Below are 18,055 nucleotides of genomic sequence, written 5' to 3' on the forward strand. Positions count from 1 at the left end.
GAAGATCCTAAAGAGCCAGCTAAACCAGCGGATCCAATAGTACCAGATAAAAACAAACCTGATGAATCATCAAATACAACAGGAAAGAAAATAAAAGAAACAATAGACAGTGTTATAAATATTATGAATCCTAAAACTGGAGATCCAGGAGTACTAGGATACGTTGCAGTAATGGCTGTTGCAGGAATTGGACTAGTAGCAACTAAAAAGAAAAAGTAAGAAAGATGAGATTACATGAAGAAAATTTTAAAGTTATTGCTTATTATTATAATAATTTTTTGCGGATATAAAATTGTTTCAAAACTTATAAATTATCATGATGCAAATAAAGCTTATAATGATATAAGAAAAATAGAAACAAGCAAATCAGAAACAGATAAAGAGAAGTTTGAAAGTCTGAAAAAAATAAATGAAAACTATAAATTTTGGATAACAGTTCAAGGGACAGAAATAGACTATCCTGTTGTTCAAAGTACAAATAATGAGTATTATTTGAATCATAATTTTTATAATAAAAAAAATGATAGTGGAACATTATTTGTAGATTATAGAGACAAAATAGAAAAAGATAGAAACATAATAATATACGGACATAATATGAAAGATGGTACTATGTTTGAAAATTTATCGGAATTTAAAGATGAGTCATTCTTTAATAAAAATAAATATATAACGTTAAAAGAAGGCGAAATAGAAAAAAAGTATGAAATCTTTTCAGTATACATTGCAGATGATAACTTTAATTATTTAGTACCAACATTCAAAAGTGATAAAGAATATGAAAGCTACTTAGAAAGAATGGTTAAAAAATCAATGTATAAGAGAGATATTAGCTTATCCTGTAAGGATAAAATTATAACTTTATCAACATGTAGCTATGAATTTGATGATGCAAGATTTGTAGTACAGGCTAAAGAAATATAAGTAGTTTAAATGCATCTTTCATAGGACATGAATAATAACTCCCTAAATAACAGAAACTTATTATAAAGATTTTAGGAGGTGAAGTTCATGGCTAAGAAAGATCAACAGTCTTCATGGAACAGTAAAAGATTTGAAAGTCCAAAGAAAAATGAGATGAAAGAAGTACCTGAAATTCAAGGAAAAGCAAAGACAAAATAATAATATTTAAAATTAAAGTTTACAAAATTTTCTTAAAATGTTTATTGCTTATAAAAGTATAAAGGAATATACTCGTACAAGGCAATAAAATAATATAAAAACGGTAGGTGAGGCTACCGCAGGGATAAGGGTTGCTGCCGCGGAGTGATGGAGACATTATGAGAAGGTTAGCAGTATATGTCGGATATAAGGCATATTCTAATGCAATTTCATCGCCCTGCGATGCTAAAGCTTGAACGTATGATTGTAAATTTTGAGTAATATTATGAAATACAATAATCTCTTATCATAGGTTTAAGTTAATCTATGATAAGAGATTTTTTTTGGAGGTGGGAAAAGTGGAGCTTAGAAAGGATACAAAGAAAAAGAAAAATATTTCATTAGCAAAAGAAAAGTTAATGAATGCTAGTAAACTACCGATAGAACAACTATATAGAAAAATGGATACTAGCGAAAAAGGTTTAGATGAAAATCAAGTAGAACTACTACAAAATGAATTTGGACTAAATGAGATATCACATGAGAAAAAAGAATCAGCAGGTATGAAATTATTCGAATCATTTGTAAATCCATTTACAATAGTATTATTTGTTTTAGGAATAATATCAGTATTTACAGATGTAATATTAGTGCCAGTTGATCAAAGAGATTATTCAAGCGTAATTATAATTTGTATAATGGTTACAATAAGTGGAGCACTTAGATTTGTGCAAGAATTAAAATCAAGTAAAGCGGCAGAAGAACTTAAAGCTATGGTACATACAACTGTTGATGTAGAAAGAAACGGAAGACAGGAAGTTACATTACAAGAAATAGTACCAGGAGATGTAGTGTATTTAGCAGCAGGAGACATGATACCAGCAGATGTTAGAATTATAAGAGCGAAGGATTTGTTTGTTGGACAATCTGCCTTAACTGGTGAATCAGAGCCAGTTGAAAAGTTTGGCATAGAACTTGGTGATGAAGAAACAAAAGATAATAATCCACTAGAACTTAGAAACTTAGCATTCATGGGAACAAACGTAATAAGTGGATCAGCATTAGCTTTAGTTATAACTACAGGTGATAGTACATACTTTGGAGAGATTGGTAAGTCATTAACAGGTAAAAAAGTTAAAACTAATTTTGACATAGGAGTAAATAAAGTAAGCTTCCTTCTTATTAAATTCATGATGGTTATGGTACCAATTGTATTTTTCCTAAATGGATTTACTAAAGGAAATTGGCTTCAAGCATTCTTATTTGCATTATCAGTAGCAGTTGGTATTACACCAGAAATGTTACCAATGATAGTTACAACAAATCTTGCAAAAGGTGCTTATGCAATGGCAAAGAGAAAAACTGTTGTAAAGAAGTTAGATTCAATTCAAAACTTTGGATCAATGGATATACTTTGTACAGATAAGACTGGAACATTAACTCAAGATAAAATTATTCTTGAAAGACACTTAGACATTAATGGTAAAACTGATGATAGAGTATTAAGACATGGATTCTTAAATAGTTATTATCAAACAGGACTTAAGAACTTAATGGATATTGCAATAATTGAACATGCTAGAAAGTTTGGAATGGAAGAACTAGAAAGTAAGTATGTTAAATTAGATGAGATACCATTTGACTTCTCACGTAAGAGAATGTCAGTTGTTCTTAAAGATAAAAATTCCAAAATTCAACTAATTACAAAGGGTGCAGTAGAGGAAATGCTTGATATTTCAAGCTATGTAGAGGACAGAGGTGAGATTCTTCCCCTTACAAAAGAGATTAGAGAAAAAATAATTAAAATGGTTAACAAATTAAATGAAGATGGAATGAGAGTAATTGGAATAGCTCAAAAGACTGAAACTAATGGAAAAGAAGAATTTAAAGTTAGTGATGAAAAAGACATGGTTCTTATGGGTTATATTGGATTCTTAGATCCACCAAAGGAAACAACTACAAAGGCAATAAAAGCATTAAAAGATTATGGCGTTGGAGTTAAAGTACTTACAGGAGACAATGAAGCAGTAACAGCTTGTGTATGCAGACAAGTTGGTATAGAAAATAGAAAGATTTTACTTGGATCTGAAATAGAGAATATGGATGATTCAGATTTACAAAAGAATGTTGAAGAAACAGATATTTTTGCTAAGTTATCACCAAATCAAAAAACACGTATTGTGACAGCATTAAGAGAAAATGGACATACTGTTGGATTTTTAGGAGATGGAATTAATGATGCAGGAGCTATGAGAGCTGCTGATGTTGGAATCTCTGTTGATACTGCTGTTGACATAGCAAAGGAATCTGCAGATATAATACTTTTAGAAAAGGACTTAATGGTTCTTGAAGGTGGAGTATTAGAAGGAAGAAAAACATTTGGTAATATAATAAAATATATTAAGATGACAACTAGTTCAAACTTTGGGAATATGTTAAGTGTACTTGTTGCAAGTGCTTTCTTACCATTCTTACCAATGTTACCAATACAAATATTAGTACTTAACTTAATGTATGATATATCACAAATAGTAATTCCATGGGATAACATGGATGAAGAATATTTAAAGACACCAAGGAAGTGGGATGCTTCAAGTATTGCAAAATTCATGGTTATATTTGGACCAACAAGTTCAGTATTTGATATAACAACATTTTTAGTAATGTGGTTTGTATTTGGATGTAATACAGCTAGTAATCCACACTTAGTATCATTATTTAATACTGGTTGGTTTGTTGAAAGTTTATGGTCACAAACTTTAATAATTCATATGATACGTACAAAGAAAGTACCATTCATAGGAAGTAGAGCATCAGCTCCAGTAATTGCAATGACAATAATCGCAGTATTAGTTGGAACTATTATGCCATTTACAGCACTTGGATCAGCACTTCAAATGACAGCATTACCTGGAGCATACTTTGGGATATTAATAGTTACAATAATAGGATATATGTTATTATGCCAATTAGTTAAAGACAAATACATCAAAAAATATGGTGAACTACTATAAATATACATTTTTATAATGGTATCATTTATATAGATTACTTTAGAAAACCTTAATAATATGAAGGTTAACATTTAAAATAAGACTTAGAATTTCAATATTTTGAAAGGCTATTTGCGTTAAAAACCTAGAAATATCCAAGCATAGCGAGTTTTTGTAGGTTTAGCAAATGGTACTTAAAAATACTAGAAATTCTTATCTTTATTTTCACAGTTACCGAAATATTATTAGGGTTTTAATATTTTTAGGAATAGTTAAATAGAAATTACTTTTTAAATATTATGTTAATAAATTATGGAAAATATGTTAATATTATAATTGATAAGATAATTTATGGAGGATGGTATGGGTAAAAATAATAAAAATGATAGGCAAGCTATATACTTAAGAGGTAATGGGATAAAATACGCCATATTAATAGACAAAAATGAAAAGCTAAAAGTTATTCCATACACTTTTGATTACGTAACGTTTTTATTTGGTGGACTAGCTTATTTATTAAGAAAAGAATTTTTAAAGGGGATAGCTCTAATAGTAGCAGAAATATTACTCATTGTAGCACTTAGTATGCCAATTGGATTAATATTAAATTTTGTAGTTACATTTGGATTAGCAATTTTCTCTGGAAAAGATTATGTTAATAAATTGATTAATGAAGGGGCAATATCATTTGTTGACTATGAGGAAAATGGGTACTCTTATAAATATGTTGAAGGACGAGAAGTAAGCAATTTTGAAGAGAAAAAGGGTAAGAGAAAAAGAAATAAAATAAAAGAAAGCATAAAATATCAAAATGTAGCATTTTATATTGCAACAATTTTTATAGTATCATCAGGTATAATAACAACTGGTATGACAATGAAAGATGATTCAAATGAAGGAAATAAAAATATATATGCAAACAAAGATAAGGAAGAAAATAATATAAGTAATTTTATATTATTATTAACAGAGGAGGATAAGCTTAATTCTTTTGCTATAGTTGAATTTGATAAAGAAAATAAAAAGGTTAATGCTAAGTATTATGATGGAAGACTTATTGTTAAAAATGGTGAAAAATCAATTAATATAAGTGAAATATATAATAAAGATAAAATAATAGATGAGAAAATATTAGAAGATGAATTTAATATTTCTAATGTTAAGGAACTTAAATTTTCATTAGAGGATTATAAGAAGTTTATTAAAGATCCAAAAGGTGAAGAATTAGAAACTATTTATAATAATATTTTATTCGAAAGCACTAAGTTTGATGATGATAAATATAAGGAATTTATAGACTCAATATCTTTATTAGAAAAGGATACTGATTTAGATAAAGTAAATGAAAAGTATATAGAATTAGAAGTTGCAAATGAGTATAAGGAAACTGTAAATAAAGATATATTTAAATTAAGTAAAGGTGATTATAAAGAAATTAAACTATCAAAATTAGTATCAGAGAAAGCTGTTGAAGCATTAAAAGAAGAGATTTCATATAATGTTATTTATTATATTAATGATGCTGATTTAGATATAAATGATATAGTTATAAAGCTTAAAGAGAAGGATAAGGAAATAAAGGCTAAGGAAGAAGAGGCTGCAAAGTTAGAAGAAGAGGAAAAGGCAAGACAGGAAGCAATAAACGAAAACAACCAAAATAATAACACTAATAATAATTATAATGGAAATACAAACGGTAATAATTCTAATAATAACAATAAACCAAAACCAAAACCTGAAAAGCCAAAGCCAACTCCAACTCCGACACCAGATCCACTTCCAACGCCAGACCCAGAACCTACTCCTGATCCAGAACCAACTCCACCAACTGGAGATGGCTCAGAAACAAATCCAAGCATAAATAATAATTAAAAATAAAAAATGTAGGATAGTATCAATTTTTTGATATCATCCTACATTTTTATTTATATAGTATTTAATATTATACGTAACTTAGATGCAAGTTTTTTCTTTTTATAAATACATTTAGCATAAGGTATATTATGTTTCTCAGAATATCTTTTTAGTGCACACTTAACATCACTATACATTAGGAAATTAAATAGATCTTTAAAATCTTCATCTAAAAGTTCTACTGCTAAATTAAGGCGTTTTTCTTCAAATGAATTCATGAAATCTTCTTCTATATCAACGTTATCAACGAGTACATCTATAATTTCATCCCCACCTTCAGTTTGTACATTTAAACTATGAGCCTTTCTTTCACAATTATTTCCCCGGCAAAGGTATGCAAAATTGTTACAAACTGCCCACATAACATAAGAGGAAAAAGAAGAGCTCTTATTTATATCAAACGTATCTATTGCTTTAAGGATGGACAATACACCATGTTGCATAAGATCCTCGCTATCATAACAATCTATATAAGAATATTTTTTTATTTGTTTCCTTACAAGAGGAGAGTATTTAAGTATTAAGGTTTCTTTTGCATTCATATCATTTTCTTTTGCTAATTTTAATAAATTTAAGTCGCACACTATAATGTCCCCCTTTCAAAATAAAAATTAATTAATATAGTTACATAATATTTATACTTAATATATATGCAGTAAAATAAAAATATGAGAACGTATGTTCGATTAATTAGTAAAAAATTTGCTTGGTAACTTAAGAGATCACCAAGCTATATTCTAAAAATTAAGTATATTTTTATTCGTATATAAATTTGTGTAATTCTTTACTTTCAGCAGCAATATCAAAAGTCATATAATAAACTCCGTTAATATTTTTGCCGTTAGAGTGTGAATCACAAGGAACTCTATATTCATCTAATGATGATGCTCCAGTTGCTAAAATGTCCTTACCAATTGTCATGAATTCACTTGCGCTAACATTAGTTGAAACAAGTGGTAATAATTCATTTAATGTGCCAGGATAGCTTGAAACAGGCATGCTCTTTATTTTATCAAATATTGCAATGATTACATTTCTATGCCTTTCAGTTCTTCTTTGGTCACCGCCATCATACCTAATTCTAGCATATGATAATGCTTGTGACCCATTTAAAGAGTTTTTTCCAGGCTTTAAATCATGGTTCATATATTTTAAATCGCCTTCTGTTAAATTCATATTAATTCCACCAATTTTATCTACAATTTTAGGTAGTGTTGTGAAATTAACAGTAATAAATTTATCAATATTTAAATTGAAATTTTTATTGATTGTATTAAGTGCAAGTTCTGGTCCACCAAATGCATAAGCATGAGTAATTTTATCCTTGCCATGTCCATTTATATCAGTATAAGAATCTCTCATTATTGATGATAATTTAAGTTTATTATTATTTTCATCAATTGTAAGTATCATAATAGCATCTGAACGTCCGTTTTTACCATCAGGTGCATCAACACCAAATAACGCGATATTTGTTATGCCTTTTTTAGTTTCCTTTTCTTCTGATGCCTCAGCAGTTATACCTAGGTTGTCCTTATTAATTTCAACTTTAGTAGTCTTATTTAAAAGATTATGTACATAAGCGTAAGCTCCACCAACTGTAACTAATAATAAAACTAAAAGTGATAAAAGTACTTTTTTCCACAAAGCCATCTTTTTTAATTTTCCCATAAACCTCTCCCTAACCCCCATATTTCTAAAATACAATGTTAGTATACCATTTATGATAATATCTGTAAATAAACCTATTATAAGTAATTTAAATGTAATATTTTACAATAGAAAAGACTAAAGAATATTTTAATTCTTTAGTCTTTTTTATAGCTATATTAAATTACATATTATAATGCAAACTTTCTTATTGCTTTAGCTACACCTGAATTAACGTTAGTGTCAGTTATGAAGTTAGCTTCTTTTTTTAATAAGTCTAATCCATTTCCCATAGCAATTCCAAGTCCTGCATATCTAATCATTGATAAATCATTTTCACTGTCGCCAATGCACATAATTTCATCTTTTGATATTCCAAGAATATTACCTAATTGCTTTACTGCATTACCTTTTGAAGTATCTTTTTTCATAACTTCAAAATTATTAAGACCAGAACTTACGACTTCATATTTTTTAAGTGCAATAAATTCATTCTTCGCTTTAAGCATTTCTTCTGTATGAGTTCCATCAGTATCAATTGAAATTGATTTTAAAATATCACCTTTATACTCTTCTAGAATATGAGTTAAATCATTTTCAACTATGATCTTGATTTGATCTTTAGAAGAAGCAAGCTTATTTGTCATAACGTAAGCGTGACGTTCTTCAAGAGGTGCATTTGAAATTGTAGTATTTGGGGTATTAAAACAAGTTCTAAAAGGATAATCTTTAACTAAGTTATAAATTTCAAGAGATTCATCTAATGAAAGGGGATTCTCATATATAACTTTAGTTGAATTTTTATCTCTTATATAAGCACCATTTGATGAGATTATTGGTGCATCTATTCCGATTAAGTCTGAATAAAATTTTGCTGAAGTGAAAAGTCTTCCAGTAGTTAATGCTATGTGAATGCCTTTACTTACAGCTTCTTTTAAAGCCTCTTTGTTTTCTTCTGATATATTATGATGATTATCAAGTAAAGTACCATCCATATCAATGCATATTAGTTTTATTGCCATAATATTGTCCTCCTTATAAATGTTATCTTTAGTATACCCATATCCATTTAAGAAAATTTTATCATTAATAATAATAGGTGTAAAGCTGGCTTATATAGCTGTATTCGTTGAAAATAGCTATTTAACGCAATAAAGAAAAGGTAGCGTTACGCTACCTTTTTCTCTCTAAATATTATATAACCAATTAGAATCGCAATTAATGTTGGAATAAGCCATGCAAATCCTTGTGCTCCAAGTGGTATAAAGTTTAAATCTACTGATGGTATAACACCAAGTATACCAAATACAAGTGAAGTATATACTCCAAGACGTATCGCTTTAACATTAGTTAAGAACTTATCTAGTAATGTTGTTGCAATAAGTGTTATAGCAACAGGGTATAGTATATTTAAGATTGGTCCTGAAATCTTGATTATGTGATCAACACCAAGACGACCAATTATTATACTTATAATAGTAATAACAACTGCATTAATTTTATATGGTAATTTACCTTTTGAAACTTCTTCAAAGAATGAAGAACCAGCAGTTATAAGTCCAATTGAAGTAGTAAGACATGCAAGTCCCATAGCTATTCCAATTATTATAGTACCAACACTTCCAAGAATTTCTTTAGAAATTACAAGGAGTAAGCCAGTTTTACCAATATCAGAAGCAACTAGTCCGTTAGTTTGAGCTCCTATGAAAGTTAAACCTCCATAAACGAAAGCTAAACCAATTGCAGCTACTATTCCAGCTTTTATTGTCATTGGAACTAAGTCTTTCTTTTTATAACCTTTTGATAATATGTTTCCAGATACTATTGCTGCAAACAGAAGGGCTGCAAGTGCATCCATTGTTTGATATCCCTCGAGGAAAGCACCTGAGAAGACTGAAGTACTGTTTGTTGTAACAATATCTCCGATTGGGAACATAACACCTTTAACAATTATAATACCTAATATAACTAATAGTGCAGGTGTTAACACCTTACCTATAGTATCAATGATACTTGATTTATTAAATACAAAGAATAAGTTTATTGCAAAATATATAAGCATCCAAACAAGTGGTGAAACACTTGGGAAAATTGGATGTATAGTTAATTCAAAAGTTGTTGCCGCTGTTCTTGGAATTCCAAGCATTGGACCAATTGCTATGAATAATAATGCTGCAAATATTACAGCAAACTTTGGACCAATTTTAGAGGCCATTGTTTCAAATGTTCCATCACCTTTAGTACAAGCTATAATAGCAAGAAGTGGTAAACCAACTCCAGTAAGTGTAAATCCTATAATTGCGATTAGGTATTGATCTCCAACTAAATGTCCAAGGTATGGTGGGAATATAAGATTACCAGCACCAAAGAACATTGCAAAAAGAGCAAATCCTACTACTAAAAAATCTTTTGTTTGTTTCTTCATAATTTTAACCTCTCAATTCATATGTGAACATATTTTTAATAATTATAGTATAATCTGTCGATTTAAATTAATATATCAATTATGATAGCATTGATTTTTACAAAAATCAATAAAAATACATATAATTCGATAGTAATGTACAAAATAATATAAAAGGGAAGTATCAAATTAATAAAAGATAACGTTACAATTTTACAAATTAAAATATTACAATAAAAGCATACCATATGGTATACTAAATGTTAGACAAATTTAATCAAATTTGAAGACTTATATGAATTTATTTAGAAGTATAGAAGTTAAGGGGGATAAGTCATGAAAGTTAAAAAAGCGATTATACCTGCAGCGGGTCTTGGAACAAGATTTTTACCTGCAACAAAGGCGCAGCCTAAAGAAATGTTACCAATAGTTGATAAGCCAACTATTCAATATATTATAGAAGAAGCAATAGCGTCAGGTATAGAAGAAATACTTATAATCACAGGAAGAAATAAAAAATGTATAGAGGATCACTTTGATAAATCAGTTGAACTTGAAATGGAACTTGAAAAGTCAGGTAAAGATGAATTATTAGAGCTTGTAAGAGATATATCAGATATGGTTGATATTCATTACATAAGACAAAAAGAACCAAGAGGTTTAGGTCACGCTATACACTGTGCGAAGACTTTCGTTGGAAATGAACCATTTGCAGTTTTACTTGGAGATGATGTTGTTGAAAGTGACACACCATGTTTAAAGCAACTTATGGATTGTTTTGATGAATATAAAACTTCAATACTTGGAGTTCAAACTGTACCAGAAGAAGATGTATCAAAGTATGGAATAGTTGATGGTATTCACATAGAAGATAGAGTATACAAAGTAAAGGACTTAGTTGAAAAGCCAAAGAGAGAAGAATCACCAACTAATGTTGCAATACTTGGAAGATATATTATTACTCCACAAATTTTTGAAATATTAGAAAATACAGCACCAGGTAAAGGAAATGAAATACAACTTACAGATGCATTAAAAACTTTAATATCACAAGAAGCAATGTATGCATATGACTTCGAAGGAAGAAGATATGATGTTGGAGATAAGTTCGGATTTTTACAAGCTACAATAGAATATGGCTTAAGAAAAGAAGAATTAAGAGAAGAGTTATTAGAATACTTAGAAGGTAAAGCTTGGGAAAAAGTTTTAAAGTAGTATTTTTAAAATTATGAATTTCGTAATTAAATAAAAAAATATAAGCTACTAATATAATTGTATATTAGTAGCTTATTTATTTAACTATATTATCTTGGAATGAATCCAATCTTCTTTTGCATTTTTCTAAGAGTTTTATTTGCTACATAGTTTGCTTTGTTAGCGCCTTCTTTATATATAGTTTCTAAAGCCTTCTTATCTTTAAGAAGATTTTTAACTTTTTCTTGAATTGGCTCTAATTCAGCAATTATTGTGTCAGCAACATCAGATTTAAGGTCTGCATAACCCTTACCTTCATATGATTTAACTAAATTTTCAGGAGTTTCATTTTTAATGGCTGAAAGAATATTAATTAAATTCATAACACCAGGTTGCTCATCTGTATAATTTATAATTCCAAGACTATCAGTAACAGCTCTTGAAACTTTCTTTCTTATAACATCTGGTGGATCCATAATTAAAATAAATGAGTTTTGATTTTCATCAGATTTTGACATCTTTTTAGTCGGTTCTTGTAAACTCATAATTTTAGCACCTGTTTTTGGAACATATCCTTCAGGTATATTAAATGTAGGGCTATAAGCATTATTAAATCTAATAGCTAAATCACGAGTAAGTTCTAAATGTTGAATTTGATCTTTTCCAACTGGAACTAAATCTGTTTGATATAGTAATATATCAGATGCCATAAGGACAGGATAAGTTAAAAGTCCTGTTCCAACAGAGTTTCCAGCTTTTTTTGACTTATCTTTAAATTGAGTCATTCTTGAAAGTTCACCCATATATGAGTTACATGATAATAACCACGCACATTCAGAATGAGCTGGTACATGTGATTGAATGAAAAGTGTATTCTTTTCATGATCTATACCACAGGCTAAATATATTGAAAGAACTTCTAATGTTCTTCTTCTCAAATCAGCAGGCTTTTGAGGAACAGTTATGCCATGTAAATCGACAACACAGAAATAACAGTCATATTCATCTTGAAGCTTTACCCAGTTTTTTATTGCTCCTAGATAATTGCCTAGTGTAAGGTCGCCAGAAGGCTGGATGCCACTAAAGATGATTTTCTTAGCGTCTTGCTTTTCCATTGTATTTCACTCCTTAAAATTAAATGTAATATATATAAATTATATGTTTCTTACCTAGTTATGTCAATTTGTATATATTATGTAAATAAGCAGTTTGTTGGAGAATTTTAGCTATATATGGAGAATAATATATGCCTAAAATTATATATATAAAAGGAAAATTGCCAAGGTTTAGTTTATATACCTAGGCAATTTATATACTTATAAGAAAATTAAGCTTTAATTTTCTTTTTCCATTTAATAAAGAATATTAAATATGTTAAAAAGGGAACTATTCCAAGTAAGGCTAATACTACAAATTGATAATACTTTAAAAACTCAAATAGTAAGAAATGATTTTTACCAACTAAGTAGGCACATATGTAAGCAGCTATGGAGTATATAACAGCAAAAATTCTCTTGTTAGTAAATTTGTCTTTAAATAAATATAAAATAGATACTGCACATAATACATATTTTACTAACCATATAGGTATAGTTCTCATAAAAAATAGCAAATCTCCAAATTCAATAAATCCTTTTATTTGAATTCTTTGGGCTGCAACAAATTCAGGATAAGATATATTACCAGATCTTATACGTCCAAAAGTTGCAACTAACATGAAGAAAGAAAAAACAACGATAACAACGATGACTAATGTAGTTAATGTAGTATTTCTTACTAAATGTTCATTTTTATTAACGTATCTTAAAAATGGAAAAACTATAGCTATAGAACAAAAGGAACCAAGGCTCATTGCAATACACATAATGAAGTCATTTGTAAATCCATTTGGCAATATTGGTAAACAGTTAAGTGGGTGTTGATATTGAGCTGTAAATATTTCAGTTATAATATCAGATCCAATAGCAACTAGAACTGTAAATATAATGATAACAACTAGTGTATCTATACGCTTTGTAATTAAATACATGCCAGGTATTATGAAAAATAAAAGACAATACCATATAGGTGTTTCAATAAATATATTTGAGTGAATTGAATCACACTGGGCAGCAGCGCTTTCGATTGAATCTAAAAACAATCCAACAGAAAATAGTAATAGTAAAAAATTACTAACTATTTTAGGATATGTCTCATTAAATACATCTCTTATATCATAAGTGCTTGTTTTTTTACTAACATAAAAAATAAAAAAAGCATATAGTATAAAAATCAAACCTGCAATTAAAGCTGCAAGCCAAGTATCCCTTCCACCAATTTTCAAAAAAATAGATGAGTATCCTCTTAAACTAACTAAAGAGACAACTAGTAAGAAAAATACGTAGTGTTTACTTGATAATCTATTCATTACATCACCACCTTAAAACTATAAGTTAAAACATTCAAGTATAGTATTAACAAAATAATGAATATTAAACATCACTAGAGGAATAATATTTTTAGGTGATGTATATGAATAAGAATTTAGAGTTTATAAAAGAAAAATTTAAGGATAGCTTTGATGTGAAGTACAGAGAGGTTAATGGTGCACTTGGAAGAATTACATTAGTGTTCATTGATAATCTTTGTAGCACTGAGTTCATTAGTGACTACATTGTAACTCCCATTAAAAATAAAGACTATCCTTGCAAAACAATGGATGATCTAATTACAAATGTTTTAGAAATCAATATTGCAGATTACGTTAAAAATAAGAATGATATTGATGATGCCATGCTTCATATCGTTTCAGGTGATATTGTAATATTAGTTGATGGATTTGAAGACATGATTTACTGTGAGGTTAAAGGTTTCGTTAGAAGAGGTGTTGGAATACCAGTAACTGAATCAGTAATAAAAGGACCACGTGAGGGCTTTAATGAATTATTTGTTGATAATATAGCTCTTATAAGAAGAAGAATAAAAAATCCAGATTTAAAATTTGAACCAATATATGTAGGTGAAAAGAGTCAAACAGTTGTATGTGTAGCTTACATAAATGGAGTAGCCCCTAAAAAGTTAGTCGACCATATTAGAAAGGTTGTTAAAAATCTTGATATGCAATTTATTCTAGATACTAATTATGTTGAAAGTCAGCTTAGGGAAAGTGAATCTTTGTTTGATACAATTGGCTATACAGAAAAGCCAGATGAAGTTGCAGCTAAAATGATGGAAGGAAGAGTGGCTGTTTTAGTAGATGGAACACCTTTTGTAATTACAGCACCATACTTCTTTTTAGAAAATTTCCAGATGCCAGATGATTATTACATAAATAAATGGTTTGCAAATTTTACAAGGTTATTACGGTGGATAGCATTCCTTTTCGCAACATTTGTACCTGGGTTATACGTTGCAATCGTAACGTATCACTTCTCATTAATACCATCGCTTTTCTTATTTAGACTTGCGGTGTCACGGGCAGGTGTGCCACTTCCAACAGTACTTGAAGTAATTGTAATGATGCTCGCCTTTCAGTTTATTAAAGAAGCTGGACTTAGGCTACCACAACCAATTGGAGGAGCTATGAGTATTGTTGCAGCACTTATTTTAGGTGATGCTGCAGTTGGTGCTGGTGTTGCATCGAGGATTACTATAATTGTTGTAGCACTTAGTACACTTAGTTATTTTTTAATCCCAAAATTATATGGACCTATCTCAATTTGGGCATTTATATTTGTAATTGCAGGGTCAGTATATGGACTTCCAGCAATTTTTGTTACTACATTAATATTTATAACAAGACTTGCAGATTTAAGGTCAACTGGATACTCTTATTTATTCCCAATAGGAAGTGTTGATACATTTAAATTTAAAGATATCTTATTTAGAGGAAATCTTAAGAGAATATCACGAAAGATAATTGGGGAAGGTGAAGAATATGAGAATTGGAAAAAGAAAAATTAAAATAATAGCTATAATATTATTAATATCAAGTTGTATGACTGGGTGTTATAACTACAAAGAAATTAGTACAGTAACCTTCGCGACTAGTTTAATATTTGATGTAGATAATTTAGGGAATATAATTATTTATATGGATTGCGTAAGACCATATAGAAATACAAATGAGAGTTCAGATAATGGTAAAAGAATTATTTATAAAGGAAATGGTAAGACTGCCTTAGAAGCAATAAGAGATATAAATTTAGCTTCAAGCTATAAGCTTAATCTTACTCAAAATAGAGCTGTAATTTTTACAGAAGCAGCAGCTAAAACTGGAATAGATAAATTTTTGAATTTTGTAAATAATGATCAAGAAGCTCAATCTAAACCATACATATTTATTTTTTTTGGAGATGTTGCAAGTCTTTTAGATGTTACTTCTAATGATGAAGAGTATTTAGGATTATTTTTAGATGATTTAGTACATAAAAACAAAACAAGTGCTAGAGGAATAACAACAAACATAAGTGATTACTTAAGTACGATAGAAATTGGAAGAAATAGTGCTCTTATAGGAGGATTAAGGTTAAGAAAAGACGTTGTAGACCAAAGGGTGGAACTATCAGGTGCAGTTGTTATGCAAGATAACAAAATGGCAGAAGTAATAGATTTTCAAGATAGTATGAGTTATAATTTTTTAACAGATAACATAAAAACAGGAACTTTAGAAATAAGTAATCCTCAAATGGATGAAGGGTTCATTACACTAGAAATATTAAATAGTAGAACAAAAACTGACATAGAATATGATGGAACTAGGGTATTATTAACTAAAAAAGTAAAAGTAAAAACTGTTCTTGCAGAGGCACAGGGAAGATTTATATCTTCAGATGCTGCTATAAAAAAGCTTGAAGTTCAAGAAGAAGAGGCAGTTTCACAATATCTTAAGATGTTTTTGGATAAATTCACCCAAAAGGATTTAGATATATTAGAAATAGAGAGACTTTTAGAAATAAAATATCCAAATGAAGTAATAGAAAATGTACAGTCAAAAATAAAGTTTGATGTTGATGTAGATATTAGGATTATAGGAAGCAGCAAAGTAAATAATAGTATTTTTTAATGCAAATAGTATGATTCGTTATAATATTGGTTGCTATTTTTAGAAAATAAAGGTAATATAATTATATAATCTTTGTGGTAATGGGTAAATGGGGGAATGAAATGAAAGATTATAAATTATTATTTAAAGAACTCGAAAGAAAGTTTGAAAATTATGAAATAATTAAAGAAAAAGAAATAGAAAAAATTAAAGAAACTAACGAAGATTTACAGAAACAATTAGGAATTCTTTATAATATAGCAGAAGTTAGTAAATATATAAGTTCTAATATTAGAGATGAGAAGTTAGTTCTAATGATTAATGATATGATAGTTGGGCTTTTAGGAGTAACTAATTCATGTATCTATATATACGAAGATGGGGTTTTCAAAGTAAAGGTTTCCACGGTTAAAAGTGAAGCAATACTTACTGATAGAGAGGAAGCATGCATCTTAAAAGGGGAGGATTTTCTAATAAATGATGATTTTATAAGGAAATATGATAATGTATCACAAGCAATAAAATCAGTACTTGGTATTCCTATAAAGATCAGGGATAACTATACTGGATATATAATTGTAGAGCATACATTAAAAGGTTATTTAACAACAGAACATAAAATGTTTTTAAGTTCTATTTCAAATCAAATAGCAGTTGCACTTGAAAACTCAAAACTTTATAGAGAGCTTAAAGAAGCTGTTATTAAAGATCCACTACTTGGGATTTATAATAGAAAGTATTTCTTTGAAAGAGCTGAAGAGCTTATAAAAGCGGAAGAAAAGGATTATGCAATAGTTATGATAGACTTAGATGGATTTAAGAAATTTAACGACACATATGGGCATCAGTTTGGGGATGAAGTTCTTATTCAAACTAGTAATGTTATAAAGAGTAGAATAAGAAAGTCTGATATTTTTGCAAGGTATGGTGGAGAAGAGCTTATAATATTCCTTAAAAACATAAATGATTACAAAAGTATTTATGAAAAGATTGATAATATAAGAAAAGCAATTGAAGAAAATTATATAGTAATGGGAGAGACTAAAGCTAAAGTAACAGCTAGTTTTGGGTTAGCATTCCATAGTATGTATGGCGACACAATAGCAGATGTAATAAGCAGAGCCGACGAATTACTTTATAATGCAAAAGCAAATGGCAAAAATAAAGTATGTATAAATGATAAGCTATTGAAAAAAATAAATAAATCCTAACTTTTATATTAAAGTTAGGATTTATTTTATTTTGATGAATATAATGTAATATAACTAAATTTAAGGAGTGATTCTAATGATTCAAGTATTTTGCAACAGACGAGGTTCAGGCAAGACAAAGAAATTAATTCAGCTTGCTAATGACCATTTAGACAATGTAAAAGGAGAATCTGTATATGTAGATGATGATTCAAGGTACGTGAGGCAATTAGATAGAAGAATAAGATTTGTATCTACAGATGATTTCAATATTGGTGATTGTGATAGTTTTTATGGAATGCTTTGTGGAATTATAGCAGAAAACTATGATATAGAAAATATATATATTGATGGGCTACTAGGAATTGTTTCATGTAAATTAGAAGAAACTTACCATTTGTTTAGCAAACTTAGGGCTCTTGGCAATAAGTTTGGTGTTAATGTATTTATCAATATAAATTACGATAGAGAAAAGGAGATTCCAGATTTTTTAAAGAATTACGTTGCTTAATGAAGTTATATTTGTTTAATAAGGAGGGAGTAATTAAATTAAGATTAAATGAAAACAATTTCTATAGCATATTAT

15 protein-coding genes and 1 riboswitch are annotated in these 18,055 nt (G+C 28.8%); of the genes, 9 read left to right on the top strand and 6 right to left on the bottom strand.

From position 1 onward, the window contains the following. The 4 genes from RSF37_RS04985 to RSF37_RS05000 form a co-directional block, all read left to right on the top strand. Positions 1-219, top strand: a 219-nt coding sequence (locus RSF37_RS04985; RefSeq protein WP_332563297.1) for an NPXTG-anchored protein, incomplete at its 5' end; no start/stop codon positions are given. Positions 220-234: 15 nt separating this feature from the next. Further along, positions 235-924 (top strand): class B sortase, encoded by a 690-nt coding sequence (gene srtB / locus RSF37_RS04990; RefSeq protein ID WP_332563298.1) that lies wholly within the window; start codon positions 235-237, stop codon positions 922-924. A 290-nt stretch (positions 925-1,214) separates the two neighbouring features. Beyond that, positions 1,215-1,374: riboswitch (M-box (ykoK) riboswitch) on the top strand. A gap of 77 nt (positions 1,375-1,451) precedes the next feature. After that, positions 1,452-4,115 carry a magnesium-translocating P-type ATPase gene (mgtA, locus tag RSF37_RS04995; protein WP_442878522.1) on the top strand — a complete coding sequence of 888 codons (2,664 nt, stop codon included), beginning with the start codon at positions 1,452-1,454 and terminating at the stop codon, positions 4,113-4,115. Between the two features lie 342 nt (positions 4,116-4,457). Next, entirely contained in the window at positions 4,458-5,966 is a 1,509-nt protein-coding gene (locus RSF37_RS05000) for a hypothetical protein (protein ID WP_332563300.1), read from the top strand. A 53-nt stretch (positions 5,967-6,019) separates the two neighbouring features. Here the strand turns inward: RSF37_RS05000 and RSF37_RS05005 are convergent, their stop codons facing one another. From RSF37_RS05005 to brnQ, 4 genes are all read right to left on the bottom strand, one after another. Further along, positions 6,020-6,592: a sigma-70 family RNA polymerase sigma factor gene (locus RSF37_RS05005; protein WP_332563301.1), complete on the bottom strand. Its 573-nt coding sequence runs from the start codon at positions 6,590-6,592 to the stop codon at positions 6,020-6,022. A gap of 172 nt (positions 6,593-6,764) precedes the next feature. Further along, complete coding sequence (locus RSF37_RS05010) at positions 6,765-7,679, bottom strand: LCP family protein (RefSeq protein ID WP_332563302.1); 915 nt, start codon at positions 7,677-7,679, stop codon at positions 6,765-6,767. Between the two features lie 170 nt (positions 7,680-7,849). Further along, the gene (locus RSF37_RS05015) at positions 7,850-8,680 is read right to left on the bottom strand and encodes a Cof-type HAD-IIB family hydrolase (RefSeq protein WP_332563303.1); all 831 of its coding nucleotides are present in this window, start codon (positions 8,678-8,680) and stop codon (positions 7,850-7,852) included. A gap of 146 nt (positions 8,681-8,826) precedes the next feature. Further along, positions 8,827-10,083: a branched-chain amino acid transport system II carrier protein gene (brnQ, locus tag RSF37_RS05020; protein WP_332563304.1), complete on the bottom strand. Its 1,257-nt coding sequence runs from the start codon at positions 10,081-10,083 to the stop codon at positions 8,827-8,829. A 315-nt stretch (positions 10,084-10,398) separates the two neighbouring features. Between brnQ and galU the strand changes: the two genes are divergently transcribed. Next, complete coding sequence (gene galU / locus RSF37_RS05025; RefSeq protein ID WP_332563305.1) at positions 10,399-11,277, top strand: UTP--glucose-1-phosphate uridylyltransferase GalU; 879 nt, start codon at positions 10,399-10,401, stop codon at positions 11,275-11,277. Positions 11,278-11,366: 89 nt separating this feature from the next. Here the strand turns inward: galU and trpS are convergent, their stop codons facing one another. Next, entirely contained in the window at positions 11,367-12,371 is a 1,005-nt protein-coding gene (gene trpS / locus RSF37_RS05030) for a tryptophan--tRNA ligase (protein ID WP_332563306.1), read from the bottom strand. A gap of 212 nt (positions 12,372-12,583) precedes the next feature. After that, on the bottom strand, positions 12,584-13,663 hold the full coding sequence (locus tag RSF37_RS05035; protein ID WP_332563307.1) for a GerAB/ArcD/ProY family transporter: 1,080 nt from the start codon (positions 13,661-13,663) through the stop codon (positions 12,584-12,586). 104 nt (positions 13,664-13,767) lie between these two features. Between RSF37_RS05035 and RSF37_RS05040 the strand changes: the two genes are divergently transcribed. From RSF37_RS05040 to RSF37_RS05055, 4 genes are all read left to right on the top strand, one after another. Beyond that, positions 13,768-15,198 carry a spore germination protein gene (locus RSF37_RS05040; RefSeq protein ID WP_332563308.1) on the top strand — a complete coding sequence of 477 codons (1,431 nt, stop codon included), beginning with the start codon at positions 13,768-13,770 and terminating at the stop codon, positions 15,196-15,198. Further along, positions 15,173-16,300, top strand: coding sequence for a Ger(x)C family spore germination protein (locus RSF37_RS05045; protein ID WP_332563309.1), 1,128 nt, complete (start codon positions 15,173-15,175; stop codon positions 16,298-16,300). Before RSF37_RS05040 ends, RSF37_RS05045 begins: the two co-directional genes overlap by 26 nt. 101 nt (positions 16,301-16,401) lie before the next feature. Beyond that, the gene (locus RSF37_RS05050) at positions 16,402-17,490 is read left to right on the top strand and encodes a sensor domain-containing diguanylate cyclase (protein WP_332563310.1); all 1,089 of its coding nucleotides are present in this window, start codon (positions 16,402-16,404) and stop codon (positions 17,488-17,490) included. 76 nt (positions 17,491-17,566) lie between these two features. Next, entirely contained in the window at positions 17,567-17,980 is a 414-nt protein-coding gene (locus RSF37_RS05055) for a hypothetical protein (RefSeq protein ID WP_332563311.1), read from the top strand. Positions 17,981-18,055: the final 75 nt, after the last annotated feature.

The sequence above is a fragment of the Clostridium sp. genome (assembly GCF_036643715.1).
In the GTDB taxonomy this organism is placed as follows: domain Bacteria; phylum Bacillota; class Clostridia; order Clostridiales; family Clostridiaceae; genus Clostridium.

Coding starts and splice junctions, on each gene's coding strand:
- RSF37_RS05055 (WP_332563311.1), top strand. CDS start 17,567: ATGATTCAAGTATTTTGCAACAGACGAGGTTCAGGCAAGACAAAGAAA.
- brnQ (WP_332563304.1), bottom strand. CDS start 10,083: ATGAAGAAACAAACAAAAGATTTTTTAGTAGTAGGATTTGCTCTTTTT.
- RSF37_RS05000 (WP_332563300.1), top strand. CDS start 4,458: ATGGGTAAAAATAATAAAAATGATAGGCAAGCTATATACTTAAGAGGT.
- RSF37_RS05010 (WP_332563302.1), bottom strand. CDS start 7,679: ATGGGAAAATTAAAAAAGATGGCTTTGTGGAAAAAAGTACTTTTATCA.
- RSF37_RS05035 (WP_332563307.1), bottom strand. CDS start 13,663: ATGAATAGATTATCAAGTAAACACTACGTATTTTTCTTACTAGTTGTC.
- galU (WP_332563305.1), top strand. CDS start 10,399: ATGAAAGTTAAAAAAGCGATTATACCTGCAGCGGGTCTTGGAACAAGA.
- RSF37_RS05050 (WP_332563310.1), top strand. CDS start 16,402: ATGAAAGATTATAAATTATTATTTAAAGAACTCGAAAGAAAGTTTGAA.
- trpS (WP_332563306.1), bottom strand. CDS start 12,371: ATGGAAAAGCAAGACGCTAAGAAAATCATCTTTAGTGGCATCCAGCCT.
- RSF37_RS05045 (WP_332563309.1), top strand. CDS start 15,173: ATGAGAATTGGAAAAAGAAAAATTAAAATAATAGCTATAATATTATTA.
- RSF37_RS05015 (WP_332563303.1), bottom strand. CDS start 8,680: ATGGCAATAAAACTAATATGCATTGATATGGATGGTACTTTACTTGAT.
- RSF37_RS05040 (WP_332563308.1), top strand. CDS start 13,768: ATGAATAAGAATTTAGAGTTTATAAAAGAAAAATTTAAGGATAGCTTT.
- srtB (WP_332563298.1), top strand. CDS start 235: ATGAAGAAAATTTTAAAGTTATTGCTTATTATTATAATAATTTTTTGC.